We start from the raw sequence: 23,937 nt of genomic DNA, 5'->3' as shown, positions 1-23,937 counted from the left end.
CCCCCGATCGTGAGGCGGGCGGGATCCGCCCGACTGTGTCTTTGCAACGGGAGGGCGGGCCCGCGGGGGCCGCCGTACAGTCGGGACGGATGTTTCAGTCGAGGAGGACGCTCATGCTGCGCGGGTTTGCGACGATCAACTTCTGGGCCGACGACCTGGAGGCGGCCAAGGCCTGGTACACCGAGCTGCTCGGGATCGCCCCCTACTTCGAGCGGCCCGGGTACGCCGAGTTCCGCATCGGTGACTACCAGCACGAGCTGGGCATCGTCGACCGCCGCTACGCCCCGCCGGGCGCGGCCAAGGACCCGGGCGGTGCGGTGGCCTACTGGGCGGTCGACGACCTCACGGCGGTCCGGCAGCGGCTGCTGGAGCTGGGAGCCGAGGAGTACCAGCCGATCACCGCGCACGGCGACGGGGGCTTCGTCACGGCGGCCGTCACCGACCCGTTCGGCAACGTGCTCGGCATCATGCGCAACCCGCACTACCTGGAGATCCTCGAAGGAGCCACCCCGGACCCCGCCTGATCGGGGAGATCCGTCCGACCAGGCCGTGGCGCACGCCGCGGCCTGCTCCGTTGCCGGGCGACGGGCCCGGAGGACCCGGAACGCGCTGCGTCGCTGCCGGCCACGCCCCCCAGACATGCCCCCCGGGCTGTCCGCGTACGGGTACGGCCCGCCTTCCTGGCGCCCAGGTGACGTGAGCACGCTGCGGCGGACCTGCGATCATTCCGGCATGGACGACGTACTGCGGCGACTGGCCGCCGTGGGACCCTTCTTCACCGTCCCGTACGGGAAGGAGCCGCCCGGGCCCGGCTTTCGGCCGCTGACCGAGCTGTACGGGGAGCACCTCGAGCCGTACGTCGCCGAGGTGGGCCGGCGGATCGGCAGTGGTCCCGGCAGGGTGGCCGCCTCGACCGCGCAGCTCGGGATCGCCTCCCGGCTGTGGTCGCTCGGGCTGGGGTGCGCGGCGCTGGCCGGCCGGGTGCCGGACCTCGCCGCCGAGCGGGTGTGGTGGCGGCTGCCGGACACGGGGTCGCTGCAGCTGTGGCTGCCCGAGCCCGCCGACCTGCCGCCCGCGATGCTCGGGGAGACCGTCCTGGGGAACCTGGACGTACTCGACGCCGGCCTGCGGGAGCGGTTCGGCGTCTCGTCGAAGGTGCTGCGGGGGAACGCGGCGTCGGGGCTCGTCGGGGCGCTGCGTGTGCTGATCGACCGGGTTCCGGGCGGCGTCGCCGTGGAGCTGACGGGCGCTCTGCTGGCCGAGGGCGGAGCCCTCGCGGGCACCGGCACGTTCCTCCACGAGGAGGGGCTCGGGGTGGCCTTCGTCCGGCGCAGCTGCTGCCTCTACTACCAGGTGCCCGGCGGCGGGCTCTGCGGGGACTGCGTCCTGCGGACCGGGAGGCGGGCCCGGTGACGGTGCCTGCTGCGCGTGGTGCCTGCTGCGCACGCGTCGTGCGTACGTGCAAACGGACGGAGGCCACCGGGGCGCAGTTGCACCGCACCCCGATGGCCCCGCAGCAGCACTGCGACGTCGTCTTCGGCCGGATGGCCGACGTCCTGCGCCGCCGGCGCGTCCCGGAAACCCTTAGAAGGTCAGGTTCCAGGAGTCGATCTTGCCGATGTCGCCGCCGGCGTTGTCGTTGACCCGCAGCTTCCAGGTGCCGTTGGCGACCTCGGAGGAGGCGTTCACCGTGTAGACCTGGTTGATGTTGTCCGTGCTGCCGCCGGCCCGGTTGTGCACCGTGTAGACGGTGCCGTCGGGCGCGATGAGGTCGACCTTCAGGTCGCCGATGTAGGTGTGCACGATGTTCACGCCCACCTTGAGGGTGGCCGGGGCGTTGCCGGTGACACCGGCGACGGTGATCGGGCTCTCCACGGTGGTGTTGTCACCGATGGCGACGTCACCCGGGTTCTCGAAGTACTTGCCGGGCGGCGGGGTGGAGCCGACCGCCTTGAGGGCGTCGACCTGGCCCTCGCCGAAGAAGCCGTTCTTCGTGGTGGTGCCCTTGCAGCGGCTGTCCGACGGGCAGGCGACGTCGTTGGCCTGGGTGGCCAGCTTGTCGCGCAGCTGCGCCGGGGTGATGCCCGGGTTGGTGCTGACCAGCAGCGCGGCCACACCGGCGACGTGCGGTGAGGCCATCGATGTACCGCTCATGCTGCCGTACTTGCCGCCGGGCAGGGTGCTGTAGATGCCGGTGGCGTCGCCGCCCGGGGCCGTCACGTCGATGACGTTCAGACCGTAGTTGGAGTACGAGGCCTTCGCGGTGGTGCCCATCGCCGAGACCGTGACCACGCCCGGGAGCTCGGTCGGGATGTCCAGGCAGGCGTTGGTGATGGTGCGGGTGACCGGCGTCGAGTCGTTCGGGCTCTCGGTGTCGACGGTCTTGTTGGCCAGGTCGAGGTTGGAGTTGCCGGCCGCCGCGACCTGCAGCGAGCCCTTGCCCTCCGCGTACTCCTGGGCGCGCTTGACGCCCTCGATGATCGCGGCCTGGTCGGCGTTGTCCGGGCAGTTGAACTGCCACGGGTCCGTGTAGTAGCTGTTGTTGGTGACCTTGAAGCCGTGGTCACCCGCCCACATGAAGCCGCAGACGGTGTTCTCGGCGAAGAAGAGCGAGGAGCCCGGCTCGGCGATGCGCACCGAGGAGATCTTCACGCCCGGGGCCACGCCGATGACGCCCTTGCCGTTCTTGGCGGCCGCGACCGTACCGGCCACGTGCGTGCCGTGGGTGCCCACGTCCCGCCAGGCACCCGTACGGGCGTCCGGCTTGCCGTACGCGCAGGACGCGGAGTCCGCCGCGTTGAAGTTCGGGGCCAGGTCCTGGTGCTGGTCGTCCACACCGGTGTCCAGGATGCCGACCTTGACGGAGGCGGAGCCGGTGGTGACGGCCCAGGCCTGGTCCGCCTTGATCTGGGTCATGTCGGCGCGGACCGGCTCGCCCGAAGGCGTCGTGGACTGCGACGGGTTGGCGGGCAGCGCCGGGTTGTAGGCGTCCGCCGGCACGTCCGAGGTACGGGTCGCGCCGACCTGCTGGACCCCGCTCACACCGCGCATGGTGGTGGCGAAGCCGCCTGACGCGGAGTGGGCGACGATCACGCCGATCGCGTCGTAGGCCTGGAAGACCGTGCCGCTGTTGGCGGTGATGGCATTGCGCACCGCAGTGGTGTCACCGGGAGCAGTGATCACGAGGTAGGCACGGGTACCGGCAACCCAGGTCGCACTCTGGGAAGTCGAGGCCGCAGCCTGAGGCGCCGCCGCCGCGGGGGCGGCGGAGCCGGAGGGAGAGACGGGGGCCGTGCCGGCGAGTGCGGCGGGGGCCCCGAAGGCCAGTGCCGCGCCGAGTGTGGCTGCCAGCACGAGCGTACGTCGAGGTCGGCTGGATATGTGGGGTATCAATGCGTCCTCCGAAGACCCGGTGGTCATGCCGGGTCGTACGAAACAAGTGGTGGACGCAAGATGTCATGCACACAGCCTGCTGCGGAAGTACCTTTCCCAGCATGGAGGTTCGTTTATCGGTGGCCGAATACCGACTATGGGTGCAAGTGCGGAGAATGCGGCGGGCCGGCCGGGCTGGGCACCGTGGGGGCGAGCCCTGCCCGGCCGGCCCGTGAGGGCGGACCGGCGCGATCCGAAGACGCGGCCTAGACCGGTACGCCGTCCTTGGGGCTGTGCGACGCGGCCGGTACGGCGGTCGGGGTCGCGTCCGGTGCGGCCGGCCCGGTCCCGGTCTTCTCCAGCCCGGCAGCCGGCTCCGTCCCGTGCCCGTCGTCGACGAGCGTGGACTCGTCGAAAGGCAGCCGTCCCGCGAGGACTTCGGAGGCCCGCTGGTGGTCGAACTCCTTCGTCCACGTCCCGATGAGCACCGTCGCGATCGCGTTGCCCGCGAAGTTCGTCAGGGCCCGGGCCTCGCTCATGAACCGGTCGATGCCCACGATCAGGCCGACCCCGTCCACGAGTTCCGGCCGGTGCGACTGCAGTCCGCCGGCGAGCGTGGCCAGACCCGCACCGGTCACCCCTGCAGCCCCCTTCGAGGCGATGATCATGAACAGCAGCAGCGAGATCTGCTCGCCCAGCGCGAGCGGGGTGCCCATCGCCTCGGCGACGAACAGCGAGGACATCGTCAGGTAGATCGCGGTGCCGTCCAGGTTGAAGGAGTACCCGGTCGGCACGGTGATCCCGGTGACCGGACGCGAGACCCCCAGGTGCTCCATCTTCGCGATCAGGCGCGGCAGCGCCGACTCGGACGAGGACGTCGAGAGGATCAGCAGGAACTCCCGGCCCAGATAGCGCAGCAGGGCGAAGACGCTGACCCCGGTGCACACCCGCAGCAGGGTGCCCAACACCACGAAGACGAAGAGCAGACAGGTCGTGTAGAAGCCGATCATGATGACGGCGAGGGACTTCAGTGCATCGATGCCCGTGGCCCCGACCACCGCCGCGATCGCGCCGAAGGCGCCCACCGGAGCCACCCACATGATCATCGCGAGTACCCGGAACACCAGCTTCTGCACGTGCCCGATGCCCCGCAGCAGCGGCTCGCCCGCCGTGCCCATGGCCTGCAGTGCGAACCCGCAGAGCAGCGCGACCAGCAGCGTCTGCAGTACCTCGCCTCCGGTGAAGGCGGACACCAGCGTGGTCGGGATGATCCCGAGCAGGAACTCCGGCGTGCTCTCGGCCCCGCCCGCCTTGGCCTGTGCCTCGCCCGCGCTGCGGGCCGCCTCGGTCAGGTGCAGTCCGCTGCCCGGCTCCAGCAGGTTGCCGACCAGCAGGCCGATGGCGAGGGCCACCGTGGACATGATCATGAAGTAGCCGAGGGCGAGCCCGCCCACGGCGCCCACCTTGGCGGCCTTGCGGACGGATCCGATGCCCAGCACGATCGTGCAGAAGATCACGGGCGAGATCATCATCTTGATGAGGTTGACGAAGCCGGTGCCCAGCGGCTTGAGTTCCACGGCCACGCCGGGGGCGGCGAACCCGACGGCGATGCCGAGCAGCACCGCGCCGATCACCGCGATGTAGAGATAGTGCGTTCTGTCGCGCTTGGCGGCCACGATGCCTCCTGGTGGTGAATGCGTTCGGGGAGACCATCGCCCAGCGCTGTGACCCCGGTCACCCTTGCGTTCATTGAGTTCATGACCCGGTGCACACTGAGCGCCATGTTCCGTTTCCCCCGACCGCCGCGCAGCCTCGCCGGCCAGCTCTTCGCCATGCAGGTGCTGCTGGTCGCGGTGGTCGTCGCGGGCTGCGCCGTCTTCGCGTACGCCACCGCCCGGGGCCAGGCCGAGGATGCCGCCCGGCGCCAGGCCGGGGCCGTGGCCCGCGCGGTGGCGGACTCGCCGTCCGTACGGGAGGCCGTACGGGGAGCGGCCCGCGGGACCGACCCGTCGGTCGAGCTCCAGCCGTACGCGCAGAAGGTCCGCGTGGACTCCGGCGTGGACTTCGTGACGATCATGGCCCCTGACGGACGGCGCTGGACCCACCCCGACCCGCGCCGCATCGGCGAGCCCTTCATGGGCAACACCGCCCCCGCGCTGCGCGGCGAGACCTTCAGCGAGACCTACACCGGCACCCTCGGCCCCTCCATCCGCGTGGTCACCCCCCTGGAGGACGGCGAGCGGATCGTCGGCCTGGTCAGCGCGGGGATCACCGTCCGCGCCATCAGCGACCGGCTCGGCGCACAGCTCTCCGCCCTCGCATGGGTCGCGGGAGGCGCGCTCGCCCTCGGCGGGGCCGGCACGTACGTCGTCAACGCACGGCTGCGCCGCCACACTCATGGCATGAACGCGGCCGAGCTCAGCCGGATGTACGACTACCACCAGGCGGCCCTGCACGGGGTCCGCGAGGGGCTGCTCATGCTCGACGGGCAGCGCAGGATCACCCTGATCAACGACGCCGGGCGCGAGCTGCTCGGCCTGCCGGGCGAGATCACCGGCACCGGCGTCGCCGACCTCGGTCTGCCGGCCCCCCTCACCGGAGCACTGCTCGCCGACCGCCCCCGCGTGGACGAGGTACACCTGACCGCGGACCGGGTGCTGGTGGTCAACAGCTCACCGGTCGCGGGCGGCGGCCGCCGGGGCACCGTGGTCACCTTGCGCGACCACACCGAACTGCAGGCGCTGACCGGCGAGCTGGACCACGAGCGGGGCTTCACGCAGGCCCTGCGCTCCCAGGCCCACGAGGCGGCCAACCGGCTGCACACCGTGGTCTCGCTCATCGAACTCGGCCGGGCGGACGAGGCGGTGGACTTCGCCACCGCCGAGCTGGAACTCGCCCAGGCCCTCACCGACGAGGTGGTCACCGCCGTGGGAGAGCCGGTGCTGGTGGCGCTGCTGCTCGGCAAGGCCGCCCAGGCCCACGAGCGTGGCGTCGAACTGGTCGTCACCTCGGACAGCCGCAGTCTCGCCGACAGTCGCAGCCTCGCCGACGGGAGCGGGCTGCCGTCGGCCCGTGACCTGGTCACCGTGCTCGGCAACCTCATAGACAACGCGGTCGACGCGGTCACCGCCGTACCGGGGGCCCGGATCGCGGTGACGCTGCGGCCCGAGCGGGAGCAGCTGCTGCTGCGTGTCGCGGACAACGGGCCGGGACTGCCCGAGGGGGTGGACGTCTTCCGCCGCGGCTGGTCCGGCAAGGGGGAGGGCCGCGGCCTCGGCCTCGCACTGGTCCGGCAGGTGGTGCAGCGCTACGGTGGCGCGGTGGTCGCCGCGCAAGGTCCGGGCGGCGGAGCCGAGTTCACGGTCCGCCTGCCGATCGCACCCCTGCAGGACGCGGGCGCGGACCGGACGCCGGGGAGCCGGCGGTGAGCGGGGCGGACGTGCGCGTCCTGGTGGTCGAGGACGACCCGGTCGCCGCCGACGCACACGCGCTCTACGTCGGCCGGGTACCCGGCTTCACCGCCGTCGGCACTGTCCACTCGCTCGCCGAGGCCACCCGGGTGCTGGAGCGGACCCGCGTCGACCTGCTGCTGCTCGACCTCGGCCTGCCGGACGGGCACGGCCTGCGCTTCGCGCGCGGGCTGCGCGCCGCCGGACACCCCGTGGACGTGATCGTGGTGACCTCCGCACGGGACCTCGCCGTGGTCCGCGAGAGCGTCTCCCTCGGCGTGGTCCAGTACGTCCTGAAGCCCTTCGCCTTCCCGACCCTGCGCGAACGGCTCCTGCGCTACGCCGAGTTCCGCGCGACGGCGGGCGAGGCTGCGGGCCAGGACGACGTCGACCGGGCGATGGCGGCCCTGCGCGCGCCTCGCCCGGCCGAGCTGCCCAAGGGGCTGAGCGCGCCGACCCTGGACCGGGTCGCCGTGCTGCTGCGGGCGGCGACCGAGGGGCTGACCGCCGCGGGGGCGGCCGAGGCGGCCGGGATCTCCAGGATCACCGCGCGGCGCTACCTGGAGCACCTGGTGGACACCGGCCGCGCGGACCGCACCCCCCGGTACGGCCAGGTCGGCCGCCCCGAACTGCACTACCGCTGGCTGGCGGCGGCGGCCGGCTCGGTGTCGAAGGTGTAGAACTTGCGGTGGTCCAGCATGTCCGCCGGAGTCACGTCGTTCCACGGCCGCATCGTGTCGTTCAGGTCCGCGACGTTCGCCGTGCCCGCGCCCGGCAGGTACGTGGACTGCGGGTGCCGGGCCTGCCAGTCGGCCCACAGCTTGTCGATGAAGGCGTGGTGCATCCAGAACACCGGGTCGTTGGGGGAGACCCCGGTGGACATCTGCCCGCCCACCCACACGTGCACCCGGTTGTGCAGGTTGGCGCCTCGCCAGCCCTCCAGGTGGTTGCGGAAGCCGCTGGAGGAGCTGTTCCAGGGGGCCGCGTCGTAGACCGGCATGGCGAGTACGGACTCCACCTCGGCCTTGGTCGGCAGCTGGGCGACGGCCGAGCCGAGCGCGCGCCGCAGGTACGAGCGCCCGTCGACCCGTACGTCTATGTTCCACCTGCCCGTCGCGTACGCGAACGGACCGTCCATGACCTGCCCGTCGCGGGCCCGTCCGGTGCCGCCGAGGAAGTCGGGGGCCCAGAGGGAGGAGCGGGCGGTGCGGTCCGCGGTCCAGTCCCAGTAGGGCAGCGCGACGTTCGCGTCCACTTTCTGCAGCGCCTCCTCGAACTCCAGCAGGAAGCGCCGGTGCCAGGGGAGGAAGGAAGGGGAGCGGTGGCCGACCCGGTCGCCCGAGTCGGTGTCGCTCATGATGAACCCGTTGTGGGTGGTGACGAAGCGGTCGTAGCTGCCGGTGCGCTTGAGCTCCAGCAGGGCTGAGGTGAAGGCGCGCTTTTCCTCGGCGGTCAGCGTGGCCTGGTTCTTGCGGACGGTCATGCCGCACCTCCGAAGGGAACGAGGGCGGCACCCTGGAGATCGCGGACCGCGGCGCGGGCGAGCGACGTGGGGTCGGCGAACGTCTCGTAGTGGTTGATCACGCTGATCCAGCTGCCGTCCGCGTTGCGCATGACGTGCAGTTCTCTGCCGTCTATTCGGACGGTGGGCTGGCCGGGGGAGTGGTGGCCTCCGTGATGGCCGCCTCCGCCCGGGGTGATCTGGATACGACGGCCCTTGTAGACCTCGTCGACCGCGCCCGGGGTGGTGGACGCGGAGGGAGTCGCGGCGGCGCTTGTGGCGGCAGCGGCGAGGCCGAGGACGGTGAGTGCGCCGGCAGTCGTCCCCAAGGCCTGACGGCGGGTGATCTTGTTCATGGCCCGAAGAGGTATCAGGGCGGGGGAGGGGGTTGGCCATTATCCGGACATCATCGGATAAGTTTCCGGTAGAACAAGTTGGATGATCTTCCCGTCCGGACCGGCTCCTGGGGCCTGGACGGGAAGATCTGCGGCATTGAGTCTACTGGACGGTAATTTCTGCGGAATGCCGTGGGGCGTATGGGCGGCGTCACACTGCAGAGTCGGCTGGAAGCAGAGCGTGAATCGGGTCGCGTGGAGTCGGCAGCGCGTTCCGGGGCGACCGGGGTGTCGCTGCTGGCGGCTGCGGGGCCGGCGGTCGGCGCGGTGGTGGCGCTGCCGCTCGGCCCGTGGGTGGAGTTCCGCCGCAAGCGAGCCGGTGATGATCACGCCCGTGTCGCCCGCACCCTGTCGGCGTGGTCGGTCACCGGCAAAGCCACCATCGCCGCGCTGACCGCACTGTGGGGTCTGCTGGCCGGCATCACCGGCCTCCGGACCGCGATCGCGATCGCCGGTCTCCTCATGATGGCAACCCCCCTCCTGCTCCCGCGCCACGACCGCACGTCACAGCACGAGCCGGAGCCGGCCCCCGAGCACACCTGAGCCCCGGCTGATCCCCCCTTTGACCACTGGGTCCACCGGGAGCGCACGGGCTGGGGCGTCCCGGAGCGGACCCGGGCGATCGAACATACGATGGGCGGGAACCGGCGCAGGCCGCACTCGCCGGGGCGCTCGTCCACGTTGCTCGTGGGAGACGTATGGCACAGGTCGCCGACCCAGCGCGGACCGTCATCCTGACCGTGGACGACGATCCCGGAGTCTCCCGTGCTGTCGCACGCGACCTGCGGCGACGCTACGGCGCCGCGTACCGGATCGTGCGCGCCGAGTCCGGCGAGTCCGCGCTGGAGGCGCTGCGCGAGCTGAAGCTGCGGGGCGACCTGGTGGCCGTGATCCTGGCCGATTACCGCATGCCGCAGATGAACGGCATCGAGTTCCTGGAACAGGCCCTGCACGTGTACCCGGGCGCGCGGCGCGTCCTGCTCACCGCCTACGCCGACACCGGCGCGGCGATCGACGCGATCAACGTCGTCGACCTCGACCACTATCTGCTCAAGCCGTGGGACCCCCCGGAGGAGAAGCTCTACCCGGTCGTGGACGACCTGCTCGCGGCCTGGCGCGCCAGCGACTACCGGCCGGTACCCGCCACCAAGGTGGTGGGGCACCGCTGGTCGGCGCGCTCCTCGCAGGTGCGCGAGTTCCTGGCCCGCAACCAGGTGCCGTACCGCTGGTACTCCTCCGACGAGCCCGAGGGACGGAGGCTGCTGGAGGCGGCCGGGACCGACGGACAGCGGCTGCCCCTGGTGATCACTCCGCAGTGCACCGTGCTGATCGAGCCGGAGGCGGCCGACCTGGCCGCACACGTGGGGCTCGCGACGACGCCGGCCGCCGACTTCTACGACCTCGTCGTGATCGGCGGCGGCCCGGCCGGGCTCGGCGCGGCCGTGTACGGGGCCTCCGAGGGGCTGCGGACGGTACTGGTCGAGCGGTCGGCGACCGGCGGGCAGGCCGGACAGAGCTCACGCATCGAGAACTACCTCGGCTTCCCCGACGGCGTGTCCGGCGCCCAGCTCACGGAACGCGCCCGCCGCCAGGCCACCCGGTTCGGCGCCGAGATCCTCACCGCGCGTGAGGTCACGGGGCTGGAGGCGAACGGCCCGGCGCGCGTCGTCCGCTTCTCCGACGGCTCGTCGGTGGCCGCGCACAGCGTCATCCTGGCGACCGGTGTGTCGTACCGGCAGCTGCGGGCACCGGGCTGCGACGACCTCACCGGCCGCGGGGTGTACTACGGCTCCTCTCTCACGGAGGCGGCGTCCTGCCAGGGACAGGACGTGTACATCGTGGGCGGCGCCAACTCCGCCGGGCAGGCGGCGATGTACCTCGCGCGGGGCGCGAAGTCGGTGACGCTGCTGGTGCGCGGGGAGTCCCTGAGGGCGTCGATGTCGTACTACCTGGTCCAGCAGATCGAGGAGGCTTCGAACATCTCGGTGCGGGCCCGAACCGTCGTCGAGGCCGCCCACGGCCAGGAGCACCTGGAGCAGCTGGCCCTGCGGAACGTGGAGAGCGGCGCGACCGAACTCGTCGACGCGCAGTGGATGTTCGTCTTCATCGGCGCGGCGCCGCTGACCGACTGGCTGGACGGCACGGTGCTGCGCGACGAACTCGGCTTCATCCTGGCAGGGCCGGACCTCACGCCGGACGGGCGGCCGCCGGCCGAGTGGGCGCTGGACCGGCCTCCCTACCACCTGGAGACCAACATCCCCGGCGTGTTCGTGGCGGGCGACGCCCGAGCCCAGTCCGCGAAGCGCGTCGCGTCCGCCGTCGGAGAGGGAGCCATGGCCGTGATGCTCGTCCACCGCTACCTGGAGCAGTCATGAGCGGCCAGGTCATGCCCTGCAGCCCGCAGGAGATCGCCTCGCTGTTCCTTTTCGAGAAGCTCTCCCCGGAGCAGCTCGGGCGGTTGTGCGCCGAGGGGCGGGTGGAGCGGTTCGCAGCCGGTCCGGTGTACACCGAGGGTGACCCGGCGACCTGCTTCTACGTGATGATCGAGGGCACCGTCGTACTGTCCCGCCGGGTCGGCGGCGACGACGTGGAGGTGAGCCGGACCTCGCAGCGCGGGGTGTACGCGGGAGCCATGCAGGCCTACCTGGGCGACCGGGTGCCGCAGACGTACAACAACTCGATGCGGGTGACCGAACCGACGCGTTTCTTCGTGCTGCCCGCGCAGTCGTTCTCGGACTTCATGCAGGAATGGTTCCCGATGGCCGCGCACCTGCTGGAGGGGCTCTTCTTCGGGGCGAAGAACACCCAGCGGGCCATCGGCCAGCGTGAACGTCTGCTGGCCCTCGGCTCGTTGTCCGCCGGGCTGACCCACGAGCTGAACAATCCGGCCGCGGCGGCCGTCCGGGCGACCGCGACGCTGCGCGAACGCGTCGGCAGGATGCGGCACAAGCTGGCCGTCATCGCCCGGGGCGACTACTCCCGTGAGGCGATCGCCGGCCTCATCGAGATCCAGGAGCGCACCGTCGAACGCGTCGCGAAGGCGACGGCGTTGAGCCCCCTGGAGGCGTCCGACCGCGAGGACGAGCTCGCCGACTGGCTCGACGACCACGGCATCCCGGAGGGCTGGCGGGTCGCGCCGGCCTTCGTCCAGGCAGGCCTGGACGCGGACTGGCTGGAGCAGGTCGCGGCGACCGTGCCCGCGGACATCCTCCCGGCGGCCATCGGCTGGCTCAACTACACGGTCGAGACCGAGCTGCTGATGGACGAGATCGACGATGCCACCACCCGTATCTCCCACCTCGTGGACGCGGCCAAGCAGTACTCGCAGCTCGACCGCGCCCCCCACCGCGTCGTCGACGTCCACGATCTCCTCGACAGCACCCTGCTGATGCTGTCCGGCAAGATCGGTCCCCGGATCCAGGTGGTCAAGGACTACGACCGCTCCCTGCCGGAGGTGCCCGCCTACCCCGCGGAACTCAACCAGGTGTGGACCAACCTCATCGACAACGCCGTCTTCGCCATCGGGAGCACCGGCCGCGACGGCACGCTGACCGTCCGCACGGCGCGGGAGGGGGACCGGCTGCTGGTGGAGTTCCGCGACACCGGGCCCGGCATCCCGGCGGACATCCACAGCCGCATCTTCGACCCCTTCTTCACCACCAAGCCGGTCGGCGAGGGCACGGGGCTGGGCCTGGACATCTCCTGGCGGATCGTCGTCAACAAGCACCACGGCAGCCTCCACGTCGAGTCCGCCCCCGGTGACACCCGCTTCCAGGTGCTGCTGCCGCTGACCACCCCGGAACCCGGAAGCATGCCCGACACCACGCCCGGAAGCCTGCCCGACACCGCGCCCGACACCACGCCCGGAACCGAGACCGCCGAGGAGCCCGTATGACCGACATCGACATCAACGGCATCGACCCGAGCGTCCCGCCCACCGGCACCGGCTGCGCCGAGTGCGACGCGGCGGGCGGCTGGTGGTTCCACCTGCGGCGCTGCGCCCAGTGCGGCCACATCGGCTGCTGCGACTCGTCGCCCGCCCAGCACGCCACCGCACACTGGAAGTCCACCGGGCACCGCCTGGTACAGAGCTTCGAACCGGGAGAGGAGTGGTTCTGGGACTACGACAGCAACGAGTTGTACGAGTCCGGGCCCGCACTGACGCCGCCGGGCGACCACCCCGCGGATCAGCCGGCGCCGGGACCGGCCGACAGGGTCCCCCAGGACTGGACGCGCCGGCTGCACCGCTGAACGGGCCGTGTACATGGCCGGCCCCGCAGCTCCTCCGCGCTCGCCGGAAGGGCTCGCCCGTCGCAGGGGAGCCGGCGACCTCCGATCGGGCTGCAGCGCGACGGCCTCGGCTCTGGGCGGATGCGGAGGGCGCGGGTAGTCTCGCCGGGGTGATGGTGGGCAGCGAAGAGAGCCGGCTGGTCGTCCTGCGAGGGAACTCGGCCTCGGGGAAGTCGTCCGTCGCGGACGGCCTGCGCGCCCGGTTCGGGCGTGGCCTGGCCCTCGTCGGCCAGGACAACCTCCGCCGGGTCGTCCTGCGCGAACGCGACCGGCCGGGAGCGGCGAACATCGGCCTGATCGACGCCGTCGCCCGCTACGCCCTGGACGCGGGCTACCACGTGGTGGTGGAGGGCATCCTCTACGCCGACCACTACGGCGAGATGCTCGGCCGGTTGCGCGCGGACCACCGCGGCGCGACCCACACCTACTACCTGCACGTGCCGTTCGAGGAGACCGTCGCCCGCCACGCCACGAAGCCGCAGTCCGCCGCGTACGGGGAAGCCGAGATGCGCGCCTGGTACCGGGAACTGGACCTCCTGCCCGACGGCGACGAGACCGTCATCGGCGCCGACAGCACCCTCACGCACACCGTCGACCGCATCCTGCGCGAGACCGGCCTCGCCCCACTGTGCGTGCCGGAGAGCTGACGGCACGAGGCCCGGACCGAGCACCCCGGGTGCCCGGCGATGCACTGTGCCCCAGCGTCCGGTTCCGTGACCGGCCGGGCGCAGCGTGACGCCCGGGAGGTTCCAACTCCTGCAGACCGTGGCCGTCGACGAATCAGCGGGTCTCCGATGGGTCGGCCCGGCCGAGCAGCACCGCGAGCGGGATGCCGGTCCGGGCGGCGGCGATGCGGCGGGCGCGCAGCTGGGCGCGGGTGCGGGGGCGGAACTTCGGCTCCCGCCCGCAGCCGCACGGCGCGAAGCCCTCGTAGCGGAGCCCGGCGTCGAGGACGGCCGAGACCACCGACCACGCCTTGCGATTGCTGCGCCGGGGCGCCGCGAAGTCATGGCCGGCGCACAGCATCGGCCCGGCGCAGCGCGGGCACGCGTGTCCGGCGTCGCGCGGATGCCGTTTGAAGCTGATCCGGCATGACACGCACGCATAGTGCAGCTTGTAGTGGACGAAGGCGTAGGTGCACACGCGGCCGACCCTACTCGCGGCGAGCGGTCGCCGACCGGGGGGTGTCCGCGTCGGCGGCCCGCGCCCGCCGAGTGGAGCCGAAGCGAGCCCTGTTAACGGGGGATGTCCTTGACGAACACGATTCCGTCCGCTCCGTCCAAGTGGGACGGGTCGAACGGGGCGTAGCCGAAGTAGGGGGACACGCGGGTGGCGGGCCGGGTGGCGCCGAGGGCGGCGCTCAGTCGGGAGGCGTCGACGACGCAGCGGTCCTCCGGCAGCGCGTACAGCAGTCCTTCGAGAGTGTCCGCCGGGGGAGTGTCCACACCGTGGTGCCGGATCGTGCCGACGGCCGTCGCCAGGAAGGCGTACTCCTCACCCAGGCGGGCGCTCACGATCGCGCCGGCGCTCCACCACTCCAGCGGCGTCCCGCCCATCCGCATGCTGCTCTTCTCCCGCTGGAGATGGGAGTTGTGGGCGTGGACGAGTGAGGGGCCCCGGTCGGCGAGGGCGAGGAGGTTGTCGGCCATCATCCGGTCCCGCAGACCGACCAGCCGCGTCATGCGGCTCGGTGAGGTGTCGGCCATCCAGTAGTGATAACGCAGCAGGCCGGTGGCGGTGCGTCCGTACAGGCGCGCCCGGTCCCAGTCGTCCCGGGAGGTCACCGCGATCAGGTGCGGCGTCTGCTCGTCGAGCAGTGCCACCAGATCGTCGGCGAGCAGCCGCAGTTCCCCGGCCTCGGCCGACTGCCCCGTCGACCGGGACGGGTCCATCATCGCGGCGGGCTCGCTCCACCGGGCGTCGGGGCCGAGCAGGTGGTCGAGCGTCTCCGCGGTGCAGGGGAGCAGGCCCCCGTCCACGTGGGGCGCGAGGTAGCCGTGGAGCGCGGTGAGGGCCTGCCGGGGGCTCGCGGCGCCGGTGATCTCCAGCGGCCCGTCGACGCCGGCGAAGCGGAGCCGCTCGGGTGCGGGCCTGCCGTCGTTGTACTCCCGCATCCAGCGCACCAGTTCGCGGTTGGCCGCGGACGCGCCGAACCCGTGGCTGAACCCGCGCTCCATGGCCTCGTCGAGGGTGCCCGTGCCCGAAGCGACGTAGTCGTCCACGGCCAGACCCATCAGGCAGTCGCTCTCGATCGCGATCGTCCGGTAGCCCTCCTGCGCGACGAGCTGCCGGAAGAGCACATCGCGTACGTCGAGCAGGGTGTCCTCGCCGTGGGTGGGCTCGCCCAGGGCGAGCAGTCGCGGCCTCGCAGGAAGCAGCTTCATGACGGCGGAGGCCCCGAGGGCATGCGTGGTGTCCTTGATGTCCGTAGGCATGCCTTCAACGGTATCGTTGAACCCTCGGTTGAAACTTGGTCACGAAGACGCCGTGCGAGCTCCGCGATATCGTCGGAAGCGTGGGACGAAACCTTCAAAGCGGTGAGCGGCTGAGGCCGGTCGACCTGGCGCGCGGACACGGTCTGTCCACCCAGGCCGTCAGGAACTACGAGGAGGCCGGCATTCTTCCGGCCGCAGGTCGCACGGACCACGGCTACCGCACCTACACCCCGCTGCACGCGCGGGCCCTGGGCACGTTCCTGGCGCTCGTACCGGGCCACGGCCACCCGACGGCGACGTCGATCATGCGGGCCGTGAACCGGGGCGCGGTCGACGAGGCGTTCGGCCTCATCGACGAGAGCCATGGCCAGCTGCTCGACGACCGGCGGACGCTTCAGGCCGTGGAGCGCGCCCTCCGTGACCTGGCGCCCTCCGCGGCGGCCGCATCCGACGCGGCGGTGTCCGGCTCCGTGTCCGGCCCCGGCTCCGGGCCCGGCTCCAGCTCCGGCTCCGGATTTCGCTCCGGCTCTGGCTCCGGAACCGGCCGCTCCGGACCCCGCTCCGGCGCCGACACCGTCACCGGGCCCGGCTCCGGCGGCACGTTCATCGGGCCGCTGGCAGTGGCGCTCGGGATCCGGCCCGCGACGCTGCGCAAGTGGGAGCGTGCCGAGCTGGTGCGCCCGCGCCGCGACCCGTTGACCGGGTATCGCGTTTACGACGAGGCCGGCGTACGGGACGCCCGGCTGACCCACCAGCTCAGGCGGGGCGGCTACCTGCTGGAGCAGATCGCGCCGCTGCTCGAGCAGGTGCGGGCGGCCGGCGGGCCGGAGCCGCTGGAGGCCGCGCTGGGCGACTGGCGCGGCCGGCTCTCCGCCCGGGGGCGGGCCATGCTGGCCGGTGCCGCCGAGCTGGAGGCGTACCTCCGCGCGCGCGGATGAGACTTCGGGCCCACGCCGCGGAGGTGCCCGCCCGTCTCGACCCCCTCCGCGTCGACCACGCCCGCAGCGAGGATTGAAAGGTTTCGTCACCTATAGTCCCGATATGGCTCTGCATGAGACGAAGGATCCACGCGCCCAAGACGCCGATACGGACGTGTTCGCGTCCGCGCTGAGCAGTCAGGTCCTCCCCAAGTACCGGATGCCCGAGGACCACTCGCCCACCGAGGTCGTCTACGAACTGCTCCACAACGAGCTCCTTCTGGACGGCAACGCCGCCCAGAACCTGGCCACCTTCTGCACCACGTGGTCGGACGAGGGGGTGCACCGTCTGATGGAGGGCTGCCTCGACAAGAACATGATCGACAAGGACGAGTACCCGCAGACCGCAGAGATCGAGTCCCGCTGCGTCAACATCCTGGCCGACCTGTGGCACGGCCCCGCCGGCGCGACCGGGACCGGCTGTTCCACCACCGGCTCCAGCGAGGCCGCGATGCTCGGCGGCCTCGCGCTCAAATGGCGCTGGCGCGATCGCCGCCGGGCCGAAGGCCTCCCCACGGACCGCCCGAACCTGGTGTGCGGCCCGGTCCAGATCTGCTGGGACAAGTTCGCCCGCTACTTCGACGTCGAGCTGCGCCAGGTCCCCCTCGAACCCGGCGCCACCGGCCTGCAGCCCCATCAGCTCGCCGAGTACGTCGACGAGAACACCATCGGCGTCGTCGCGATCCTCGGTGTCACCTACACCTGCGACTACGAGCCGGTCGCCGAGATCGCCGCCGAGCTCGACCGGATCCAGGCCGAGCACGGCTGGGACGTCCCCATCCACGTGGACGGCGCGAGCGGCGGGTTCGTCGCGCCCTTCCTCCACCCCGACGTGGTGTGGGACTTCCGGCTGCCGCGCGTCGCCTCCATCAACACCTCCGGCCACAAATACGGGCTCGCGCCCCTCGGGGTCGGCTGGATCGTCTGGCGCACCGCCGAGCTGCTGCCCGCGGACCTCGTCTTCAACGTGGACTACCTGGGCGGCGACATGCCGACCTTCGCCCTCAACTTCTCCCGCCCCGGCGGCGAGATCATCGCCCAGTACTACCTCTTCCTGCGCCTGGGCCGGGGCGGCTACCGCCGCGTTCACCAGGCCTGTGCCGACACCGCCCAGTACCTGGCCGGGCAGATCGAGCAGATGGGCCCGTTCACCCTGCTCTACGACGGCCAGGGCGCCCTCCCCGCCGTGTCCTACAAGCTCACCGATCCGGCCTCGGCCGGATTCAGCCTCTACGACCTCTCCGACCGGCTGCGCATGCGCGGCTGGCAGGTGCCCTCGTACCCATTGCCCGCCAACCGCGACGACACGGTCATCCAGCGCGTCCTGATCCGCCACGGCGTGACCCGGGATCAGATCGCCCTGCTCGTCGGCGACCTGCGCCGTGCCGTGGAACACCTGACGGCGACGCCCCCGCCCGTACCGGCCACCGCGCCCCGGTCCGGCTTCCACCACTAGATCGTGGTCGCCCCCGCCGTGCGTGACCGCCTGCGCGGCGGACTCACAGGGCCTCTCCCCACCCGCCGGGACGGCTCGATCCCCCTCCTCGCCCGCGCGGTGTGACCGTCGACGTCATCACCTTCGAGGCCGCCGACGGCCGGATCACCGGGCCGCTGCCCGGCTGACTACCGCGCTCCGAAGTTCTGCGTCCACCAAGGGCCGCCCGATCCCTGGTGGATGCCCACGCCGATGTCCTTGAAGGAGCAGTTGAGGATGTTCGCGCGATGGCCCGGGCTCTTCATCCAGGAGTCCATGACCGATTGCGCGGTCTGCTGACCCCTTGCGATGTTCTCCCCGTACGTCGACCAGCGGTACCCGGCCGCGGTCGTGCGCTGCCCCGGGTCCGTTCCGTCGGGGCTGGTGTGCGAGAAGAAGTCCCGTGCGGCCATGTCGTCGGAGTGGCCCTGAGCGGCCGTGCGCAGCTGCGGGTCCTCCTTGAGGGGGCCGCAGCCGGCCGCCGCCCGCTCGGTGTTGACCAAGGCCACGACCTGGCCGGCGACGCCCGCAGGGGCGGGGGCCGGCTTGGGCGCCGAGGCGCGCGGGCTCGGAGGCGTGCTGCGGGTCTGCGTCGGACTCGGGCTCGGGCTCGCGGACGGGCTCGGCGAGGCGGAGGCCGAGGGGGAGGGCGAGGGGGACGCGGAAGGCGGGGGAGAGGCCGGCTCCGAGGGGACGCCGGGCGACTCGGTCGCCGACAGCGCGGCGAGGGGCGCGGCGGATGCGGCGCCTGCGTCCTTCGGTTCACCCGAACCGGGCAGTCCGCCGAGGTACACGAGCCCGCCGCCCGCGACGCAGGCGGCGACGACCGCGCCGCCGACCACCCGGCGGCGGCTCTGCCGGCGCCTGCGCAGCGCGCTGCGGCCACCGCTCGCACTGCCGACCGGGGTGAGCTGGGTCGCCGTGTCGGCGAAGCCCCCCTCCGCGCCTGCGGCGAAGGCGGCGCCCGCGGGGGCGACACCGGCCGTCCGTATCCCGGCCAGCAGGGCCGCCGACACGGGCACGAGCGCCAGACCGGCCAGCAGACCCTCCGCCGGAACCAGTCCGCTCCACAGGCCGGAGCAGCGTACGCATTCACGGGCGTGACGGGCTATTCGCTTGCGCCACAGCGCCGAGGGCTGACCGTCCCAGCCCCCCAATACGCTCCGCAGCTCCTCGCACGCCGGATGCGTGTCCAGCGCGCGCTCCACCACCCGCGCCGACTCCAGCTGAGCCTTCATACGCTGCACCCGGACCGCCGTGTGCTGCGGGGACAGCTCCAGCGCGGCGGCCACCTCCACCCGGGTCAGCTCCCCGGCGCACTCCAGCCACCACAGGGACAGCAGCGCCCGGTCCTCGGGCTCCAGCCAACGGGTGGCCCGCGCCGTCTCGCGCCGCTGGCCCGCGAGGTTGAGCCGTACGACGGTCAGGTCGACGAAGTCGGCACCCGGGTCGGCGACGTCCTCGGCCGCCTCCAGCGTGCTCTCGCCGAAGCCGCTCTGCCGGGACTGCCAGTGCGCCCGCACGCGGTTCATCGCGATCGCCACCAGCCAGGACCGGAAGCTCTCGTCCGTGCGCAGGCCGCCCAGCCCGTCGAGCGCACGCAGCATCGTGTCCTGCACCACGTCGTCCACGTCGCAGGACCCGTTGAGGGCCCGCCCGACGATGTTGTAGACGAGCGGGAGATGGGTGCCGACGAGCTCGTCCTGCGCGCGGGGATCGCCCGCGCGGGCCGCTGCCACGAGCGCTGCCGTGTGCTGAGTAGTCATGTGATGTTCCCTGTCCGTACCGGCGGTCGATGATGCCCGATACCTGGGAGACCGTCGACGGGGGCCTCGATAACAGTTATCCGGAAAACTTTCCGGAAGACGATTTCTCGCCCGGGGGCGGACGGCGGCGCAGTCCGCGCTCCGACCCTGCCGGCCCCACCCTCCCATGCGCACAGCGAGGCGCAACGTGCGGGGCCGGGGCCCGGAGTCTCCGGCTTCCCTGTGGTCACAGCAGCGGCGCCAGGGCCTCCGTGGCCGCGCGCAGGGCGGGCGCGTACGCCTCGATCTCCTCGCGGGAGACCAGAAGGGTGACGGTGGTGACGCTGATCCCGCCGACCGGTCGGCCCGCCGGGTCGAGGATCGCGGCGCCGATGCAGCGGATGGTGGGCTCGCTCTCCTCGTCGTCCAGTGCGAAGCCCTGGGCACGGACCTCCGCCAATTGGGTGTGCAGGGCCTCGGCGGTGGTGAGCGTGCGCGGTGTCCGGCGAGGCAGCCCGGTCGCGGCGATCAGGTCCCGCACCTCCTCGGCGGGCAGATGGGCCAGGATGCTCTTGCCGATGGCGGTCGTGTGCAGCGGCATGCGCATGCCGACGCGGGAGGCCGTCCGGAAGGGCTGGTCGCCCTCCAGTTTGCGGATGTAGGTGATGGACTCCCCGCTGTGCAGGGCGAGATGGACCGTCTGGCCGGTCTTCTGCCGGAGTTCGCCGAGGATGCGCCCGATGCCCGGCGGCTCCCCGCCGCCGACCAGGGCGGACAGCCGGTGCAGCCGCGGCCCCACCCCGTAGCGGCTCTCGGGCTCCTGGCGTACGAAGCCCTGGTCGACCAGCGAGGCCAGGATGCGGAAGGTACTCGACTTGGGTACCGCGGCCGCCGCCGTCACATCGGCCAGCCGGTGCGGGCCGCCGGGCTCCGCCACCGCCTCCAGGATGCGCAGGGACTTCTCCAGCGCGGAACCGGCCGTGGAGGTTCGGCCCGTGCGCACGGCCGCCGGGTCCTCGCCCGCAGGTGTTGACACGAGAACTCCCCGGGTGGGTAGGGTCCAGACCACATCGTTCCACTACACGATACGACGTTCCACTACGTGGAACGCACGGGAGGGTCCTGTGTCCAGCCGCCCGTCCGGCCGCCCGTGCAGCCAGTCGTCCAGCCCTCCGCCGGGCTCTTCGCCGAGGCGGCCGCGCTGTCACCCGTACGCCGTGCTGGCCGCCCAGCGCCTGCTGCCGGTGCTGCGCAACGCCGACGCCGACGAGGCCGTCCGCCAGACCACCGTCCTGCTCGCCGCCGGCTGCCGCGCGATCGAGATGACGACCTCCACCCCCGGCTGGGCCGAGGCCGTCACCCACACCGCCCCGCTGACCGACGTGCGCGGCCGCCCCGCCCTCATCGGCGTCGGCACGGTCACCACCACCGCGCAGGCGGAGACCGCCCTGGACGCGGGCGCCGCCTTCCTCGTCTCCCCGTACCCGGCGCCCGAGGTCCGCGCAGTGGCCGTGCGCCGCGAAGCAGTCTTCGTCGAGGGCGGATTCACACCCGGTGAGATCGCCTCCGCCGTCCGGGCGGCCGGAGCCGCCAAGGTCTTCCCGGCGCACGTGGGCGGCCCGGGGTTCGTCCGCTCGCTGCGGGCCGTGCTGCCCGAGGCGGTGCTCGTCCCGACCGGCGGCATCCTGCCCGCCGAGGTCCCCGACTGGCTCGCCGCAGGCGCGACGGCCGTCGGCATCGGCGGCGGGCTGCCGGGCGATCCCCGCGAACTGGCCGCCGTGTTCGCCGAGCTCGCCCGGCCGTGCTGCGCGCGCTGCGCCGCGGACGCGGAAGGCTGACCGTGCCCGGCCGACGGCCCGCCCTGGCCTACGACGTCCTCGTGCTCGGCGAGGTCCTGGTCGAGATCCACGCGGGCAGCGCCCTGAGCGAGGCCGCCGAGGGCACCCCGGCCCGCATCTCCTACTCCGGGGACGCCCTCAACGCCGCGGCAGCCGCGGCCGCGGCCGGGGCCCGGACCGCCCTGCTCGCCGTGGTCGGCGACGACGAACTCAGCGTTCCGCTGCTGCGGCGAGCCGCCGAACTCGGCGTGGACGTCTCCCACGTGCGCCGCGCCCCGCATCCCAACGGCGCCTACCTGCTCTGCGCCGACACCGACGGTGACCGCGCATTCGTCTACTGGCGCACCCGCAGCGCCGGTTCCACCCTCGCGCCCCGGCACGTCGAATCCTGGCGCGAGCAGCTGACCCGCTGCCGCGCGCTCATCACCAGCGGCATCACCGGCGCCCTGTCGCCGAGCAGCCGGGGCGCGGTACTGGCCGCCGCGCACCTCGTCCACGGGGCGGGCGGGCACCTGTCGTACGACCCCAACTTCCGCCCTCGGCTGACCGGCCGGGCCGAGGCCCGCGAACTGCTGGCCCGGATCGCCCCGCTGACCGGGCTGCTCAAGACCTCCTGCCCGGCCGACGCCCAGGCCCTCGTGGACACCCCCGACCCGCGCACCGCCGCCGCCCGGTTCCGCGAGCTCGGGGCCCGTACGGTCGCGGTCACTTCAGGCGCGGGCCGGATGCTGCTGGACGACGGCGCGAGGGCGGCGTACCACCCCGTGCCCGTCAACCCCGCGCCGGTGGACGCGACCGGTGCCGGAGACTGCTTCACCGGCACCACCACAGCTCGGCTCGCCCTCGGCGACCGCCTCGCAGACGCGGTGGCGTACGGAGCGGCGGCTGCCTCCCTCTCGGTCTCCGGCCGTGGCGGCACCGGCCGGGTGCCCGCCTTCACGGAGACGGCGGCGCTGGCCGCCGCCCACCGGGTGGCTACAGGGAGTTGAGGAGCGCCATCTCCTGGGAGGTGAGGCGCAGGGCTCCCGCGGCGACGTTCTCGACGAGGTGGTCCGGGTTCCCGGTGCCGGGGATCGCAAGGACGTGCGGACCGCGGTTCAGCGTCCACGCCAGACGCAGCTGGGCCGACGACACCCCGTGGGCCGCGGCGAGGGCGCGTACCTGCTCGGCGTCGTCCCCGGCTGCGCCCGACTCCTTGCCCGCGCCGGCGATGGCGAAGAAGGGGACGAAGGCGACACCCTGCTCTCCGCATGCGTCGACGAAGGCGTGGTCCTCGGCCGGGGAGCCGACCCCGTACGGGTTCTGCACGCACACCACCGGCGCGATGGCCCGGGCCTCGGCGAGGTGGCCGGGCCGGGCGTTGGAGATGCCCAGATGCCGGACGAGCCCGGCCGTGCGGAGCTCGGCGAGTGCGCCGAAGTGCTCGCCGATCGACTGGTCGGCCGCCGAGGCGGGAAGGCGGAGGTTGACCACGTCGAGGTGGTCCCGGCCCAGCTGGCGCAGATTCTCCTCCACCTGTCCACGGAGCCGGCCGGGCTCGGCCCACCAGAAGTTCCCGGAAGGGTCGCGCCCGGGCCCGACCTTGGTGGTGATGACGAGATCGTCGGCGTACGGGGCGAGCGCGCTGTTGATCAGCTCGTTGGCGGAGCGGAGCGGCGAGAAGTAGAAGGAGGCGGTGTCGATGTGGTTCACGCCGAGCTCGACGGCCCGGCGCAGCACGCTGATCGCGCGCCCGCGATCGCCGGCGACCGCGTCGGGCACGAGCGCCCGCCCCGTCTGCGTCAGCCGCATCGCGCCGAAGCCGATGCGGTTGACAGTGAGGTCGCCGAGCCGCCAGGTGCCTGCGGCGCTCGCAGTGATCGTTTCTGAGGTCATGAGCCGAACGTACCGGGCTCGGCGACCGGGGCCGCGGCCGGAATCAGCCAGGGCTTGCCCCGCTCGAGCCGAGGCCCTGCAACGCCTCGGTCAGGACTACGGCTGCGGTGACCCCGGTCGCCGGGCCAGATACGTCAGGAGAGTGCGTCGGAGTCATCGATGGTTGTCTTCGTGACCCTCGACTCCCGGCACTCGTACCAGACACCGCGCTTGATCTTGCACACATTGATCCACGCCTGCTCCGGGAAGCCCGCGGTGTCGGCGAATGTCACCCGGTTCATTCCGGTGCCCTTGCCCTCCATGGCCGTGTGCATGGTCCAGGAGCGCCTGCCGCCGTCCGTGTCGACGGTCACGAGCTGGATGCCCACGCCGTAGCCGTCCGCCTTGATGTCCTGCACCGACAGACCCACCGGGTCGAGCCGGTCGTCGCGCCAGCCCCAGTAGGCCACCGCCTTGGCGTACGACGTCGTCAGCTGCACTTCACTGGTGGCGGCGTGGGCGGGAGCCGCGAGGGCGGGGATGGTGAGGGTGGCAACGGCGGTGGCCAGTGCGAGGGAAACACGGCGAAAGTGGCGCATATCTCTCC

Annotated in this window: 23 protein-coding genes; 13 read left to right on the top strand and 10 right to left on the bottom strand. The window is 72.4% G+C overall.

All coding sequences use genetic code 11. The annotated features are described in order from the left end of the window. Positions 1 to 113 precede the first annotated feature (113 nt). Positions 114 to 524 (top strand): VOC family protein, encoded by a 411-nt coding sequence (locus tag ACWGIF_RS04930; RefSeq protein ID WP_453491167.1) that lies wholly within the window; start codon positions 114 to 116, stop codon positions 522 to 524. Positions 525 to 732: 208 nt separating this feature from the next. Further along, positions 733 to 1,413, top strand: coding sequence for a (2Fe-2S)-binding protein (locus ACWGIF_RS04925; protein ID WP_453491164.1), 681 nt, complete (start codon positions 733 to 735; stop codon positions 1,411 to 1,413). A gap of 171 nt (positions 1,414 to 1,584) precedes the next feature. Here the strand turns inward: ACWGIF_RS04925 and ACWGIF_RS04920 are convergent, their stop codons facing one another. Then, positions 1,585 to 3,354, bottom strand: coding sequence for a S8 family peptidase (locus ACWGIF_RS04920; protein ID WP_453491161.1), 1,770 nt, complete (start codon positions 3,352 to 3,354; stop codon positions 1,585 to 1,587). Positions 3,355 to 3,638: 284 nt separating this feature from the next. After that, complete coding sequence (locus ACWGIF_RS04915; RefSeq protein WP_453491158.1) at positions 3,639 to 5,048, bottom strand: cation:dicarboxylate symporter family transporter; 1,410 nt, start codon at positions 5,046 to 5,048, stop codon at positions 3,639 to 3,641. Between the two features lie 105 nt (positions 5,049 to 5,153). On the opposite strand from ACWGIF_RS04915, the gene ACWGIF_RS04910 reads away from it, so the two are divergent. Together ACWGIF_RS04910 and ACWGIF_RS04905 are read left to right on the top strand one after the other, a co-directional pair. Continuing rightward, positions 5,154 to 6,800, top strand: coding sequence for a sensor histidine kinase (locus ACWGIF_RS04910; protein WP_453491156.1), 1,647 nt, complete (start codon positions 5,154 to 5,156; stop codon positions 6,798 to 6,800). Then, the gene (locus ACWGIF_RS04905) at positions 6,797 to 7,501 is read left to right on the top strand and encodes a response regulator (RefSeq protein ID WP_453491153.1); all 705 of its coding nucleotides are present in this window, start codon (positions 6,797 to 6,799) and stop codon (positions 7,499 to 7,501) included. Before ACWGIF_RS04910 ends, ACWGIF_RS04905 begins: the two co-directional genes overlap by 4 nt. On the opposite strand, the gene melC2 is transcribed toward ACWGIF_RS04905, so the two are convergent. Together melC2 and melC1 are read right to left on the bottom strand one after the other, a co-directional pair. After that, a complete protein-coding gene (melC2, locus tag ACWGIF_RS04900; protein ID WP_453491150.1) occupies positions 7,456 to 8,304 on the bottom strand; it encodes a tyrosinase MelC2 in 849 nt (282 codons plus the stop codon). The two genes, ACWGIF_RS04905 and melC2, sit on opposite strands and share 46 nt — an antisense overlap. Further along, a complete protein-coding gene (gene melC1, locus ACWGIF_RS04895) occupies positions 8,301 to 8,678 on the bottom strand; it encodes an apotyrosinase chaperone MelC1 (RefSeq protein ID WP_385147509.1) in 378 nt (125 codons plus the stop codon). The genes melC2 and melC1 overlap by 4 nt, the downstream gene beginning before the upstream one ends. A gap of 234 nt (positions 8,679 to 8,912) precedes the next feature. On the opposite strand from melC1, the gene ACWGIF_RS04890 reads away from it, so the two are divergent. The 5 genes from ACWGIF_RS04890 to ACWGIF_RS04870 all read left to right on the top strand — a co-directional run bounded on the left by ACWGIF_RS04890 (position 8,913) and on the right by ACWGIF_RS04870 (position 13,654). Further along, complete coding sequence (locus tag ACWGIF_RS04890; protein ID WP_453491146.1) at positions 8,913 to 9,260, top strand: hypothetical protein; 348 nt, start codon at positions 8,913 to 8,915, stop codon at positions 9,258 to 9,260. A gap of 155 nt (positions 9,261 to 9,415) precedes the next feature. Then, positions 9,416 to 11,092, top strand: coding sequence for an FAD-dependent oxidoreductase (locus ACWGIF_RS04885; RefSeq protein ID WP_453491143.1), 1,677 nt, complete (start codon positions 9,416 to 9,418; stop codon positions 11,090 to 11,092). Beyond that, the gene (locus ACWGIF_RS04880; protein WP_453491140.1) at positions 11,089 to 12,612 is read left to right on the top strand and encodes an ATP-binding protein; all 1,524 of its coding nucleotides are present in this window, start codon (positions 11,089 to 11,091) and stop codon (positions 12,610 to 12,612) included. The genes ACWGIF_RS04885 and ACWGIF_RS04880 overlap by 4 nt, the downstream gene beginning before the upstream one ends. Next, positions 12,609 to 12,968, top strand: a complete 360-nt coding sequence (locus tag ACWGIF_RS04875; RefSeq protein ID WP_453491137.1) for a UBP-type zinc finger domain-containing protein — start codon at positions 12,609 to 12,611, stop codon at positions 12,966 to 12,968. The genes ACWGIF_RS04880 and ACWGIF_RS04875 overlap by 4 nt, the downstream gene beginning before the upstream one ends. Before the next feature lie 152 nt (positions 12,969 to 13,120). After that, a complete protein-coding gene (locus ACWGIF_RS04870; protein ID WP_453491134.1) occupies positions 13,121 to 13,654 on the top strand; it encodes an AAA family ATPase in 534 nt (177 codons plus the stop codon). 133 nt (positions 13,655 to 13,787) lie between these two features. Here the strand turns inward: ACWGIF_RS04870 and ACWGIF_RS04865 are convergent, their stop codons facing one another. Both ACWGIF_RS04865 and ACWGIF_RS04860 read right to left on the bottom strand, forming a co-directional pair. Further along, on the bottom strand, positions 13,788 to 14,150 hold the full coding sequence (locus tag ACWGIF_RS04865; protein ID WP_453491131.1) for a hypothetical protein: 363 nt from the start codon (positions 14,148 to 14,150) through the stop codon (positions 13,788 to 13,790). A gap of 92 nt (positions 14,151 to 14,242) precedes the next feature. Next, positions 14,243 to 15,442: an erythromycin esterase family protein gene (locus tag ACWGIF_RS04860; RefSeq protein WP_453491128.1), complete on the bottom strand. Its 1,200-nt coding sequence runs from the start codon at positions 15,440 to 15,442 to the stop codon at positions 14,243 to 14,245. 80 nt (positions 15,443 to 15,522) lie between these two features. Between ACWGIF_RS04860 and ACWGIF_RS04855 the strand changes: the two genes are divergently transcribed. Both ACWGIF_RS04855 and ACWGIF_RS04850 read left to right on the top strand, forming a co-directional pair. Next, positions 15,523 to 16,380: a TioE family transcriptional regulator gene (locus ACWGIF_RS04855; RefSeq protein ID WP_453491125.1), complete on the top strand. Its 858-nt coding sequence runs from the start codon at positions 15,523 to 15,525 to the stop codon at positions 16,378 to 16,380. A 103-nt stretch (positions 16,381 to 16,483) separates the two neighbouring features. After that, entirely contained in the window at positions 16,484 to 17,875 is a 1,392-nt protein-coding gene (locus ACWGIF_RS04850; protein ID WP_453491122.1) for a glutamate decarboxylase, read from the top strand. A gap of 167 nt (positions 17,876 to 18,042) precedes the next feature. Here the strand turns inward: ACWGIF_RS04850 and ACWGIF_RS04845 are convergent, their stop codons facing one another. Beyond that, positions 18,043 to 19,659 carry a sigma-70 family RNA polymerase sigma factor gene (locus tag ACWGIF_RS04845; protein ID WP_453491119.1) on the bottom strand — a complete coding sequence of 539 codons (1,617 nt, stop codon included), beginning with the start codon at positions 19,657 to 19,659 and terminating at the stop codon, positions 18,043 to 18,045. Between the two features lie 226 nt (positions 19,660 to 19,885). Next, positions 19,886 to 20,674: an IclR family transcriptional regulator gene (locus tag ACWGIF_RS04840; protein WP_453491116.1), complete on the bottom strand. Its 789-nt coding sequence runs from the start codon at positions 20,672 to 20,674 to the stop codon at positions 19,886 to 19,888. A gap of 181 nt (positions 20,675 to 20,855) precedes the next feature. On the opposite strand from ACWGIF_RS04840, the gene ACWGIF_RS04835 reads away from it, so the two are divergent. Together ACWGIF_RS04835 and ACWGIF_RS04830 are read left to right on the top strand one after the other, a co-directional pair. Then, complete coding sequence (locus ACWGIF_RS04835; protein ID WP_453491114.1) at positions 20,856 to 21,476, top strand: bifunctional 4-hydroxy-2-oxoglutarate aldolase/2-dehydro-3-deoxy-phosphogluconate aldolase; 621 nt, start codon at positions 20,856 to 20,858, stop codon at positions 21,474 to 21,476. Between the two features lie 2 nt (positions 21,477 to 21,478). Further along, a complete protein-coding gene (locus tag ACWGIF_RS04830; protein WP_453491111.1) occupies positions 21,479 to 22,465 on the top strand; it encodes a carbohydrate kinase family protein in 987 nt (328 codons plus the stop codon). On the opposite strand, the gene ACWGIF_RS04825 is transcribed toward ACWGIF_RS04830, so the two are convergent. Then, the gene (locus ACWGIF_RS04825; protein WP_453491108.1) at positions 22,452 to 23,351 is read right to left on the bottom strand and encodes an aldo/keto reductase; all 900 of its coding nucleotides are present in this window, start codon (positions 23,349 to 23,351) and stop codon (positions 22,452 to 22,454) included. The genes ACWGIF_RS04830 and ACWGIF_RS04825 overlap by 14 nt on opposite strands. Positions 23,352 to 23,485: 134 nt before the next feature. After that, a complete protein-coding gene (locus ACWGIF_RS04820) occupies positions 23,486 to 23,929 on the bottom strand; it encodes a hypothetical protein (protein WP_453491105.1) in 444 nt (147 codons plus the stop codon). Between the last annotated feature and the right edge of the window lie 8 nt (positions 23,930 to 23,937).

This window comes from Streptomyces sp. NPDC054849 (assembly GCF_053610945.1).
Note: the sequence above shows the minus strand (reverse complement) of the source record. Positions and strands in the feature narration are given on the sequence as shown.